Genomic DNA, 12132 nt, shown 5'->3' with positions numbered 1-12132 from the left:
TTCGCTTGGACGTCCCTGGGACAACGAATGTAAAGTTTCGGGGCTCTCATGAAACCAGCGCCACGCATATCCTTTACGAGTCTGGGCTGCCCCAAGGCGCTTGTGGATTCCGAGCGCATCATCACGCGGCTGCGGGCGGAGGGCTATGAGCTCGCGCGCAAGCATGACGGGGCCGATATCGTGATCGTCAACACGTGCGGCTTCCTCGACAGCGCCAAGCAGGAATCGCTCTCGGCGATCGGCGAGGCCATGGCGGAGAACGGCAAGGTGATCGTGACCGGCTGCATGGGCGCGGAACCCGAGCAGATCGAGAGCGCCTATCCCGGCGTGCTCTCGATCACCGGTCCACAGCAATATGAGAGCGTGCTCGACGCCGTGCACCGCGCGCTGCCGCCCGCGCACAACCCGCATCTCGACCTAGTGCCGCCGCAGGGCGTCAAGCTGACGCCGCGCCATTACGCTTACCTGAAGATTTCCGAGGGCTGCAACAATCGCTGCACCTTCTGCATCATTCCGAAGCTGCGCGGCGACCTGGTGTCGCGGCCTGCCAACGATGTGCTGCACGAGGCCGAGCGGCTGGTGAAAGCCGGGGTGAAGGAACTGCTTGTCATCTCGCAGGACACCTCGGCCTATGGCGTCGACCTGAAATATGCCGAGAGCCCATGGCAGGATCGCGCCGTGCGTGCCAAATTCTTCGACCTTGCAAAAGAGCTCGGCGAACTCGGCGCCTGGGTGCGGCTGCAATATGTGTATCCCTACCCGCATGTCGACGAGGTCATCGGCCTGATGACCGAGGGCAAGGTGCTGCCCTATCTCGACATCCCGTTCCAGCATGCGAGCCCGGATGTCCTGAAAGCCATGAAGCGCCCCGCCGCGCAAGACAAGACGCTGGCACGGATCAAGCAATGGCGCGAGCAGTGCCCGGAGCTTGCGCTGCGCTCGACCTTCATCGTCGGCTTTCCTGGTGAGACCGATTCAGATTTCGCCTATCTGCTCGACTGGCTTGACGAAGCCGAGATCGACCGCGTCGGCTGCTTCAAATACGAACCGGTTGCAGGTGCGACCTCCAACGCGCTCTCCGGCGCCGTGCCGGATGAGGTCAAGCAGGAGCGCTACAACGCGCTGATGGCGCGCCAGCAGAAGATCTCTGCGCGTCGCCTGAAGCGCAAGGTCGGCACGCGCCAGCAGGTCATCGTCGACGAGGTCGGCCCCACCGTCGCGCGAGGCCGCTCGAAGGCCGATGCGCCGGAGATCGACGGCGCGGTCTATCTCTCGAGCCGCCGCCCGCTCAAGGTCGGCGAGATCGTCACAGCGAAGATCGAGCGCTCGGACGAATACGACCTGCACGGCAGCGTCGTCGGATTCTGAGCGGCTTCTACATCAATAGTTGCGGCCACTTCGGATGTTTTGATCCAGCGCAATGCTCGTTGGGCGCCCGCGAAACGATATTCAAAATTCAGAGAGTCATGCTGCCACCTCGGCGGCAAGGAATTGGCGTCACCCGATAAATTCGCAGCCTGCGAAGCCGTTTTCGCGCGCCCAATCTTAGATTACATCTGTAATTATAACAACTTCAAGGTGTCACGCTCCATTCACGGACTCGGCCTATGGCTCGCGCACCTTCAAATCTTAAGGGGTGAATGATGAGCCGCATCTCGGACACACTGCGAACGCAACGTTGGGACGATTACCGCTACTACCACCAGAGCCGCATCAATCAGACGCTGCACCTGATCAGCGCTCTCATATTCCTGGTCTGCTACGGGCTGCTGTTCACCGATCCGGCGATGGCCGGTTTGGTCGGCTGGCTCGCGATGTTGACGCGGCAGACCGGGCATTTCTTCTTCGAGCCCAACGGCTATGACGCCGTGAACAAGGTCACCAACGAATACAAGGAAGCGATCAAGGTCGGCTACAACCAGAGCCGCAAGATCGTCCTGCTGGTCGTCTGGGGCCTCGCGCCGGTCGCGCTGTTTGCCTTTCCGACGTTGTTCGGCCTGTTCTCACCGCCGGTCACCAGGCTCGATTTCATCCGCCACGTCGGTACCGTGTGGCTCGCGATCGGCATCGCCGGCGGGCTCGCTCGCATGATTCAGCTCTTCGTCATCAAGGACGTACCGACCGGGCTGATCTGGGTCTGGAAGGTCCTGACCGATCCGTTCCACAACATCGCGCTGTACTACAAATCGCCGCTTGCCCTGCTCCGCGGCGAGCTGATCGACACCTCGATTGTCGATGCCGATTGGGGCGAGGAGGAGACCGAAGAGGCGCCGCGCGCGACTTGACATTCCCTGCCCTTGGGCTGTATGGCCCATCGCCATGAAGCTGAACCGGACCATCCGCCGCGCCACTTTCCGTCGTCGCACCCGCGACGATGATGGGTTGCGCCATGTCCGACGCCAGCGCTGACTAGCTAGTTCAGCCTAAGGTTTTCGAGAAGGCCGCACCCTCAAAAGTGCGGCCTTCTTGCGTTGCCGCCTGCCCTTTCATCCCAGCCAATCAAGGAGCCTGACATGCCCAACGCCCTGCCTCCGTTCGACGCGCTGATGGACATCACCGCGCGCCCGAACACCGTGTTTGTCCGCGGCGAAGGCTCCTATCTCTGGGACGATTCTGGCCGCCGCTATCTCGATTTCATGCAGGGCTGGGCCGTCAACTGCCTCGGCCATTCGCCGCCTGCGGTCGCGGAAGCACTGGCCGCACAGGCCAAGTGTCTGTTGACCCCGAGCCCGGCCTTCTACAATGAATCCAGCCTCAAGCTTGCCAATGCGCTTGTCGAGAACAGCTGCTTCGACGAGGTGTTCTTCGCCAATTCCGGCGCGGAAGCCAATGAAGGCGCGATCAAGCTCGCGCGCAAATATGGTACGAAATACAAGAACGGCGCCTTCGAGATCATCACCTTCGAGGGCGGCTTTCACGGCCGCACGCTGGCGACCATGTCGGCCTCCGGCAAGAAAGCATTCGAACCACTCTTCGAGCCGAAGGTGCCTGGCTTCCGCAAAGCGCGGCTCAACGACATTGCCTCGGTGAAGGAGCTGATTTCATCGAATACGGTTGCCGTGATGCTGGAGCCGATCCAGGGCGAGGCCGGCGTCTGGCCCGCGACCGATCAATTCCTGAAACAGCTGCGCGCGCTGACCGGCGAACAGGGCCTGCTCCTGATCGTCGACGAGATCCAGACCGGCATGGGCCGCACCGGAAAGCTCTTCCATTACGAGCATGCCGGGATTGCACCTGACATCATGACGCTCGGCAAGGGCATCGGCGGCGGCGTGCCGCTGGCCGCCCTGCTCGCGACCGAGCATGCGGCCTGCTTCGAGCATGGCGACCAGGGCGGCACCTTTAACGGCAATCCACTGATGTGCGCGGCGGGGCTCGCCGTGCTCGAGCAGGTCGGCAAGCCGGAATTCCTGAAGTCCGCCGCCGACGCCGGCCTGTTCCTTGACAGCGAATTGCAGCGCCTCTCGGCCCGGCACGGCCTCGGCGAAGTGCGCGGACGCGGACTGTTGCTTGCGCTCGATCTAAAATTGCCGATCGGCGCAGCGATCGTGGCGCAAGCGTTCTCGAAAGGCCTCTTGATCAACGCGCCGCAACCCGACGCACTGCGCTTCATGCCCGCGCTCAACGTGTCTCGGACCGAGATCGCCGAGATGATCGAGGGACTGGACGCAATCCTGACACAAGTGGGCGCCGCCCGGCGGGTAGCGTGACCGTCTCGATCGTCATTGCGAGGAGCGAAGCGACGAAGCAATCCATTCCGTCCGCACGCATGGAGGGATGGATTGCTTCGCTTCGCTCGCAATGACGGCGGCGACTTACGGCCGCAGGATCGACGCCCCCGTGGTCGCGCGGCTCTCCAGATCGATATGCGCTCGCGCGGCATCCTTCAGCGCGTAGGCATGGTTGATCGGCACGTGCAGCTTGCCGTTGATCACGGCGGCAAACAGCGTGTCGGCGCCTTCGAGCAATTCCTTTCGGGTGGCGACGTAGTCGTTGAGCTTCGGCCGGGTCGCAAACAGCGAGCCGTGATTGTTCAGTTCGGCGAGCGCAAATGGCGGCACCGGGCCGGACGCGTTGCCGAAGCTCACGAACAGGCCCCGCGGCCTCAGGCACGACAGTGAACCCGGGAAGGTGGTCTTGCCGACGCCATCATAGACGACGTCGCAGAGCTCGCCCCGGCTGATCTGCTTCACCCGCGCGACAAAATCCTCCTCATTGTAGAGGATGACGTGATCGCAGCCGTTGGCGAGCGCGAGATCGGCCTTCTCCTTTGAGCCGACGGTGCCGATGACGTGGGCGCCCATCGCGCGCGCCCATTGGCAGGCGAGCAATCCGATGCCGCCGGCCGCCGCGTGGATCAGCACGCGGTGATGCGGCTCCACCTTGAAGGTCTTGTGCAGGAGATACCAGACCGTCAACCCCTTCAGCATCAGCACGGCGCCCTGCTCATAGGTGATATGGTCGGGCAGCTTCACCACCTTGTCGGCAGGGATGACGCGCTCGGTGGCATAGCCGCCGAGGTTGAAATAATAGGCGACGCGGTCACCGGGATGGAAATTGGTCACGCCGGGTCCGACCGCCACCACTTCGCCTGCCGCCTCGTTGCCGGCGATGAAGGGAAGACCGGGCGCCTTATAGAGGCCGGTGCGGAAATAGGTATCGATGAAGTTGAGCCCGATCGCGTGCTGGCGAATCCGCACCTCGCCCGCCGCAGGTGCCGACACCTCGACATCCTCGTAAGTGAGGACTTCCGGGCCTCCCACCTTGTGCACGCGCACGGCCTTGGTCATATCGGCTCTCCTCAACTTATCCCGTAGCCACGGAACCGAATGCCATCGGCGCCTTGTTGTCAACTCACGGGCTGGATCGGCTACTTGACCACCTTCTTGCGGTTACGCCTCGCCAGCACGTTGAACGTCTCCACCGCGGCTGCGAATGCCATCGCAAAATAGATGTAGCCGCGCGGGATGTGGAAGTGGAAACCGTCGGCGACCAGTGCCACGCCGATCAACAGCAGGAACGCCAGCGCCAGCATCTTGGTGGTCGGATGCTCTGCGACAAAACGCGCAACTGGCCCCGACGAGACGTACATGACGATACAGGCGATCACGACGGCGGCGATCATGACCTCCAGATCCTGCGCCATGCCGATCGCGGTGACGATCGAGTCCAGCGAGAACACCATGTCGATGATGATGATCTGGACAATCACCCAGAAGAACGCGCTGCGGCCGGACGCCGCCTCTTCGTCACCTTCCCGCGCTTCCACCTCGCCGTGGATCTCATGCGTCGCCTTTGCGATCAGGAACAGCCCGCCGCCGATCAGGATGATGTCGCGCCAGGACAGCGCGAGCCCCCTCACCGTGATCACCGGCTCCGTCAACCCGATCAGCCATACCAGGAGGCTGAGCAGCAGGATGCGGAACACGAGCGCCAGGAACAATCCGATCTGACGCGCGCGCTTTGCCTGGTGCGGCGGGATGCGGGAGACCAGCACCGACAGGAAAATCACGTTGTCGATGCCAAGCACGATCTCCAGCGCAGTCAACGTGAGTAGCGCCGCCCACGCTTCCGGGCTGGCCAAAAGTTCGATCATGCTCTGAGTGACCTCATCAACCGGATGACGGCGTCGCTGCCGGCGACATAGGCCGCGATCACGCAGAGTGCCACGATGATCGGCGTGCCGACGTCAAAGTCACGGGCGAGCGTGTACAGCGCCAGCACCGCTCCGGCGGCCATCAGCCACAGTGTCAGCCAGCGCAGCCGCGTGACACGCAGGGGATGCAGCACGTGGAATGGCGCGAAGGTGAGCGCGATCATAATCGCCACGGCAAGGCTCGACCACGCCGGCGGCAGATGCAGCAGGAACAGGTAGAATGCCACTGCGTTCCAAAGGCCCGGAAAGCCGCGGAAATGATTGTCGGCGGACTTCATCCTGCGATCCGCGAAGTACAGCGCGCTCGAGATCACGATACCGATGCCGAGGATCGGCGCCGCCAGCGGCAGCAGCAAATGACTGGCCGTGATCGCATAGGCGGGAACAAAGACATAGGTGACGAAATCGACGACGAGGTCGAGCACCTCGCCGGACCAGTTCGGCTGCAGCCGGACCACGTCGAGCTTGCGCGCAATCGGACCATCGATCGCATCGATGACCAGCGCCACCCCGAGCCAGCCGAACATATTGGCCCAGTGCTCGCGCACGGCCTCCATCAGCGCGAGCAGCGCGACGCCCGCCCCCATCGCCGTGAAGATATGCACGGAGAACGCCGCCATCCGCATCCGCAGCGATGCCGGAAACGTAGCTGGCTGGCTGGTTTGGTCGATTTCCATCGCCGGGCAGTGCTATCAGGAATCGACTGTGTTTGCATATCCGCGCTTGCGGCGTTCCGCCGCGCAAATCGGTGGAAAGATTTTAGCGAATTTGATGGCTTGAAAATGCCGCCAATCCCGTCAAATGTTCCGATATGAGTGATGCACCGCATGTCTATGACGCCGTGGTCGTCGGCGGTGGCCCTGCTGGGCTGACCGCCGCCATCGCGCTTGCGGATGCCGGGGCGAAGACCGCCCTGCTCGCCCGCCGCGCGCCCTACGCCGACAACCGCACCACGGCGCTGCTCGGCGCCTCCGTCGACCTGCTCGAGCGGCTGGATGTCTGGCGGCGTCTGGCCGAGAAGGCCGCGGCGCTGAAGGTGATGCGGCTGGTCGATGACACCGGGCGGCTGATCCGCGCCCCGGAAGTGAGGTTCTCGTCCGACGAGATCGATCTTGAGCAGTTCGGCTTCAATATCGACAACCGCTCGTTGGTCGCGGCGCTCGAACAGCGTGCGGCCGAACTGCCTGGTCTGACCCGCATCGACGACGAAGCCGAGATCATCAATCCGGAAGACACCATGGTCACGATCCGGACCGGCCGCGGCGAGCCGCTGACGGCGCGGCTGGTGGTCGGAGCCGACGGCCGGCAGTCGCAGTCGCGCGAGGCGGCCGGCATCGAAATCAGCCGCCGCGACTTGAAGCAGTCGGCCCTCACCTTCAACATCGCCCACTCGCGCCCGCACAAGAACATCTCGACCGAATTCCACACACAGCACGGCCCCGTCGTGTTCGTGCCCCTGCCCGGCAACCGCTGCAGCGTGGTCTGGGTTTCCTCGGCCGCGGAAGCCGAGCGGCTGAAGGCGCTCTCCGATGCGGAACTGTCTGACGCCGCCGAGAAGCAATCGCATTCGATTTTCGGCCGCGTCGAGGTCGAGCCGGGGCGCAATCTGTTTCCTCTGGCGATCGAACAGCCCAGGCAGTTTGCCAGGAACCGGGTCGCGCTGGTCGGCGAGTCCGCCCATGTGGTGCCGCCGATCGGCGCGCAGGGCCTCAACCTCGGGCTGCGGGACGCAGCCGATATCGCCAGGCTCGCCGGCGAAGCGCTCGCGCATGGCGAGGACCCCGGCTCGCCGCAGGTATTGGCGCGCTACCAGTCGGCCCGGCGCGGCGATATCATGAGCCGGACCTTCGTCATCGATCTCGCCAACCGCTCGCTGCTGAGCGATTTCCTCCCGATGCAGTCGATCCGCGCCACTGGCCTGCACCTGATCGGATCGATAGGCCCGCTGCGGCGGCTCGCCATGCGCGAGGGACTCGCGCCGTCTTGGCGGCGCGTGAGCTGAAGCTCTTTAGGGAGAGCTTAGCCTTCCCGTCTGCAGCACCCACATTACGCTGGTCAGCGTCACGACAGAGGCAAAGGTGCCGACCAGCACGGCGACTGACGCCGGCTTGACCCAGGTGTCGTTCTGCCGCGCGATCACGAACACGTTGAGCGCCGGCGGCAATGAGGCCATCAGCACCGCGGTCGCAGCCCAAGGCTGAGCGAAGGGACCGAACGCCAGCATCAAGCCGAACGCGAGCAGCGGATGGACCAGAAGCTTGACGGCGATCACGCCCGGCACATCCCACGGAATCCGATCGAGCGGCCGCAGCGCGACGGTGACGCCGAGCACGAACAGCGCCACCGGCGCCGCCGCGTTCTGCAGGAACAAGAGCGTATTATCCAGCGCAACCGGAAAACGCAGGTGCAGGGCCGCGGCAAGTGCGCCGAAGCACGCCGCCATGATCAGCGGGTTCAGCACGATCTGGCGCGCCGTCACCCCCAGCGCGTGCAACAGCGAGGGATGCTCGCGGTCCGTCAGTTCGATCAAGAGCGGCACGATCGAGAACAGGAAGATGCTGTCACAGCAGAAGATCAGCGCGGTCGGCGCTGCAGCCTTCGGCCCCAACACCGCGAGCGCCAGACCCGGCCCCATATAGCCGATGTTGCCATAAGCGCCGGAGAGCCCCGCGAGCGTCGCCTCGCGCAGCGACAGCCGCCCCAGGAGCTTGGCGACCAGCATCGCCAGGAAGAAGGCGATCATCGTTCCGAGCGTGGTCGCCACCAGGAACGGCGGATTGTTGAGTTCCGAGAACGGCGTCTTCGACATGATGCCGAATAGAAGCGCCGGCAGCGAGACGTAGAGTAGGAAGAAATTCATCCAGGCGAGCCCGGACTCGGGCAGACCCTTGGCCTTGCCGCAGGCGAAACCGATGAAGATCAGCCCGAAGTAAGGCAGCGCAAGATTGAGGATATCGACCACGGAAGGCGTCTTTTTGGGGATTTTCCAAGGGAAATGCTGGAAAATCCGGCAGGAGGCGAAAGGTTAATTCGCGCGCTTGCCCCTAGCATCCGCCGCCATCATGGTCTATCGACGAGCTATGATAAAAGCGCGTACCGCTAAGTTCCAGATTGGGCAGATCGTCCGCCACCGGGTGTTTTCCTTCCGGGGGGTGATCTTCGACATCGATCCGGAGTTCAACAACACCGAGGAGTGGTGGCTGTCGATCCCGGAAGAGGTGCGGCCGCACAAGGATCAGCCCTTCTATCACCTGCTCGCCGAAAACGCCGAGACCGAATACGTCGCCTACGTATCCGAACAGAACTTGCTGCCGGACAATTCCGGCGAACCGGTCCGGCACTCCCAAGTGGCCGAGATATTTATCCAAGACAAGTCCGGCGGCTACCGTCCGCGCAATCCTTCGCTGAATTAGCTCGCACGCGACACGGATGCTGCATCGCGGCGGCGCGGATCAGATCGTTCCCGTAGCAAAAAAGGCGCTCCTGCCGGAGCGCCTTTGACGTATCGGGAAGCTTCCCGCTGTTACTTCGCGGGGGGCGGGCTGGAGACGCCCGTCGCCGGCGGATTGGCCTCAAGCTTCTTGCGGGCCTCTTCCGCGCGCTTCTGCAGCTCTTCCTGCAGCTTCTTCTGGTTTTCCTCGAACACCTTCGGGTCGGTCGGCGGACCGTCATAGGCTTTGGCGAATTCGTTGACGAGCGGCAGCGGCAGCGTCAGCGGCGCGCCGTTGGCGTTGATCGCCTGCACCACCAGGTTCTGGCCCTTCTTCAGGCTGTTGAGCAGATCGGGGGTTGCCTCATAGTCCGACATGCAGCCATTGGCGAAGCAGATCACATAGGGCGCCTGCTGCGGCGGGTTGTTGTCGACGATGATGCGGGTGCCGTGCACGAGCTGCATGCCGAGCGGGAGCGTGACGCGCAGGATCTTCTTCGGCTCACCCTCGGGCTCGATGATCACGGCGGCGATCACCGGCTGGCCGGACTCGATACGGCCGTCCTTGCCCGTGAAGCAGACTTGCTTGGCGTTGGCATCCTGGCCCTTGAGGCAGAACTTGGTCCAGGGCGCGTAGATGAGCTGAACCTGCTGATCCTGGGGCGGCGGCTGCTGCGGCTGGGCTTGCGCGGTCGGAGCGCCCTGGGCGGGCGGCTGACCTTGGGCCGCCGGCGCGGGCGCCTTGGGGGCAGCCTTCGGCGCCGCCTTGGGAGCAGCCTTCGGTGCCGCTGGCGCGGCGGGAGCCGCCGGCTGCTGAGCTCCGGCCTCGGGAACAAGCACGGCCGCGGACAGGGCCGTCGCTGCCAAGGCGGCGAAAATTCGCCCACGCGGCCGGGCCGACGCGGCCAAGATACGGAAATTCATTGCGGAAAACCCTTTCTCAACGGCGGCGCCCGAAACCGCTGCAGGCACCGACACCTAGCCGTTTGGGGCGGCTGTCTCCTAGTCAATTGAGGCGGATACGTGACAGGCGTTGCCGCCTTGTTCAATTGCACGCCTTCAATACAGCGGCAGACGAAAAGATCAATGCCGGCAAACAGGTTTGCCCCAACGTCACGGCGAGTTGCAGGGTCCTGTGGTAAAGCTCGTTCCGTGAGATTTCGCGAATCAGACCGACGCGTTGCTCCGCGCGTTTCTTGGGTTGCATCTGGGCGTGGCGCCCTCGCCGCGCTGGGTTTTGCCATGGTGCTCGCGCTGGTCGGGACCAGCCCGGCGCAGGCGGCGGAAAGTTATGCGATCGCGATGCACGGCGCGCCGGCATTGCCGGCCGATTTCACCCATATGCCCTACGCCAATCCCGACGCGCGCAAGGGCGGCCGACTGACCTGGGGCATTCTCGGGACGTTCGACAGCCTCAACCCGCTGATCGTTCGTGGTCTCGCGGTGCAGCAGATCAGGGGCTTCGTCGTCGAGAGCCTGCTGGCGCGCGGCAACAACGAGCCGTTCACGCTCTACGGCCTGCTCGCCAAGACCGTCGAGACCGACGATGCGAGAAGCTACGTTACCTTCCATCTCGATCCCCACGCCCGCTTCTCCGACGGCAAGCCCGTCACGGCCGAAGACGTGCTGTTCTCCTGGGAGCTCCTGCGCGATCACGGCCGTCCCAACCACCGGCAATATTATGCGAAAGTCGCGAAAGCCGATTCCCCCGATCCGCTCACGGTGCGCTTCGATCTCACAGGCGCCAACGACCGCGAACTGCCGCTGATTCTCGGCTTGATGCCGGTGTTGCCGAAACACGCGGTCGATCCGGCGACCTTCGAGGACACAACACTGACGGGACCGATCGGCTCCGGCCCCTATCGCGTCGGCGCGGTGAAGCCGGGCGCGAGCGTCACGCTGGTGCGCAATCCGGATTATTGGGGCCGCGACCTTCCGATCAATCGCGGCCTCTACAATTTCGACGAGATCAGGCTCGATTTCTACCGCGAGGCCAACGGCCAGTTCGAAGCCTTCAAGCGCGGGCTCTACGATTTCCGCGTCGAGGCCGAGCCGCTGCGCTGGCATGACGGCTATGATTTCCCCGCGGCCCGCAACGGCGAGGTGATCCGCCACACCATCAAGACCGGAACGCCGCAACCTTCCGAATACCTGGTGTTCAACACCCGCCGTCCGCTATTTGCAGACGTCCGCGTGCGCAAGGCGCTGACGCTCCTGTTCGATTTCGAATGGATCAACCGCAACTACTTCTTCGGCCTCTATGCCCGCAGCGGCAGCTTCTTCGCCGGCTCGGAACTGTCCGCCTATGGCCGCCCTGCCGACGAGCGCGAACGAGAATTGCTGCAGCAGGCGAACGCGCATATTGTGCCCGACATTCTCGACGGCAGTTATCACCTGCCGGTCAGTGACGGCTCAGGCCGCGATCGCACCGCGCTGCGTAGCGCACTCGCATTGCTGTCGGAGGCCGGCTACGAGCTCAACGGCACCGTCTTGCGCAACCGCGCGACCAAGGCGCCGTTTGCATTCGAGATCCTGGTGACGACCCGCGACCAGGAGCGGATCGCGCTCGCCTACCAGCGCGACCTCAAGCGTGCCGGCATCGAGGCGCGGGTGCGCGCGGTCGATCCGGTCCAGTTCGACCAGCGCCGGCTCGGCTACGAGTTCGACATGCTCCAGAACCGCTGGGATCAATCGCTGTCGCCCGGCAACGAGCAGTCGTTCTATTGGGGCAGCCAGGCCGCCGATATCCCGGGCACCCGGAATTACATGGGCGCCAAGGATCCGGCGATCGACGCCCTGATCGCCGCACTGCTGGAGGCGCGGGAGCAGGCCGCCTTCGTCTCGGCGGTGCGGGGGCTGGACCGCACGCTGATGTCCGGCTTCTACGCAATTCCCCTGTTTAACATCGCGGAGCAATGGATCGCGCGCTGGAATCGGATAGAACGACCAGAGAGCACTGCCCTGACCGGCTACCTGCCGGAGACCTGGTGGCAGAAGCCAGAGCCGCAACCGAAGTAGCCGCAGGCCAAGTAATGCAACCGAAGTT

General features: G+C 63.8%; 11 protein-coding genes. 6 read left to right on the top strand and 5 right to left on the bottom strand.

The annotated features are described in order from the left end of the window. The first annotated feature begins 48 nt into the window (after positions 1 to 48). From rimO to ACZIRK_RS12890, 3 genes are all read left to right on the top strand, one after another. A complete protein-coding gene (gene rimO, locus ACZIRK_RS12900; protein WP_028166465.1) occupies positions 49 to 1368 on the top strand; it encodes a 30S ribosomal protein S12 methylthiotransferase RimO in 1320 nt (439 codons plus the stop codon). 275 nt (positions 1369 to 1643) lie between these two features. Next, on the top strand, positions 1644 to 2285 hold the full coding sequence (locus ACZIRK_RS12895; protein WP_130229329.1) for a hypothetical protein: 642 nt from the start codon (positions 1644 to 1646) through the stop codon (positions 2283 to 2285). Positions 2286 to 2513: 228 nt separating this feature from the next. Next, positions 2514 to 3710 (top strand): acetylornithine transaminase, encoded by a 1197-nt coding sequence (locus ACZIRK_RS12890; RefSeq protein ID WP_130229328.1) that lies wholly within the window; start codon positions 2514 to 2516, stop codon positions 3708 to 3710. A gap of 105 nt (positions 3711 to 3815) precedes the next feature. Here the strand turns inward: ACZIRK_RS12890 and ACZIRK_RS12885 are convergent, their stop codons facing one another. From ACZIRK_RS12885 to pcsA, 3 genes are all read right to left on the bottom strand, one after another. Next, positions 3816 to 4790 carry a quinone oxidoreductase family protein gene (locus ACZIRK_RS12885; RefSeq protein WP_130229327.1) on the bottom strand — a complete coding sequence of 325 codons (975 nt, stop codon included), beginning with the start codon at positions 4788 to 4790 and terminating at the stop codon, positions 3816 to 3818. Between the two features lie 80 nt (positions 4791 to 4870). Further along, complete coding sequence (locus ACZIRK_RS12880; protein WP_130229326.1) at positions 4871 to 5596, bottom strand: TerC family protein; 726 nt, start codon at positions 5594 to 5596, stop codon at positions 4871 to 4873. Further along, positions 5593 to 6333: a phosphatidylcholine synthase gene (pcsA, locus tag ACZIRK_RS12875; RefSeq protein ID WP_051397005.1), complete on the bottom strand. Its 741-nt coding sequence runs from the start codon at positions 6331 to 6333 to the stop codon at positions 5593 to 5595. The genes ACZIRK_RS12880 and pcsA overlap by 4 nt, the downstream gene beginning before the upstream one ends. A gap of 134 nt (positions 6334 to 6467) precedes the next feature. On the opposite strand from pcsA, the gene ACZIRK_RS12870 reads away from it, so the two are divergent. Further along, positions 6468 to 7658 carry a UbiH/UbiF family hydroxylase gene (locus ACZIRK_RS12870; RefSeq protein ID WP_130229325.1) on the top strand — a complete coding sequence of 397 codons (1191 nt, stop codon included), beginning with the start codon at positions 6468 to 6470 and terminating at the stop codon, positions 7656 to 7658. Between the two features lie 6 nt (positions 7659 to 7664). Here ACZIRK_RS12870 and ACZIRK_RS12865 read toward each other — a convergent pair whose 3' ends face one another. Beyond that, positions 7665 to 8618 (bottom strand): AEC family transporter, encoded by a 954-nt coding sequence (locus tag ACZIRK_RS12865; RefSeq protein ID WP_130229324.1) that lies wholly within the window; start codon positions 8616 to 8618, stop codon positions 7665 to 7667. Positions 8619 to 8736: 118 nt separating this feature from the next. On the opposite strand from ACZIRK_RS12865, the gene hspQ reads away from it, so the two are divergent. Further along, positions 8737 to 9069 carry a heat shock protein HspQ gene (hspQ, locus tag ACZIRK_RS12860; protein WP_028166473.1) on the top strand — a complete coding sequence of 111 codons (333 nt, stop codon included), beginning with the start codon at positions 8737 to 8739 and terminating at the stop codon, positions 9067 to 9069. Between the two features lie 110 nt (positions 9070 to 9179). Here hspQ and ACZIRK_RS12855 read toward each other — a convergent pair whose 3' ends face one another. Continuing rightward, positions 9180 to 10010, bottom strand: a complete 831-nt coding sequence (locus tag ACZIRK_RS12855) for an invasion associated locus B family protein (protein WP_463327427.1) — start codon at positions 10008 to 10010, stop codon at positions 9180 to 9182. Positions 10011 to 10328: 318 nt separating this feature from the next. On the opposite strand from ACZIRK_RS12855, the gene ACZIRK_RS12850 reads away from it, so the two are divergent. After that, the gene (locus ACZIRK_RS12850) at positions 10329 to 12104 is read left to right on the top strand and encodes an extracellular solute-binding protein (protein WP_130229490.1); all 1776 of its coding nucleotides are present in this window, start codon (positions 10329 to 10331) and stop codon (positions 12102 to 12104) included. The last annotated feature ends 28 nt before the right edge of the window (positions 12105 to 12132 follow it).

This window comes from Bradyrhizobium sp. Leo114 (genome assembly GCF_055229415.2).
The sequence above is the reverse complement of the archived record's forward strand: the minus strand, read 5'-3'. Positions and strand labels throughout refer to the sequence as shown.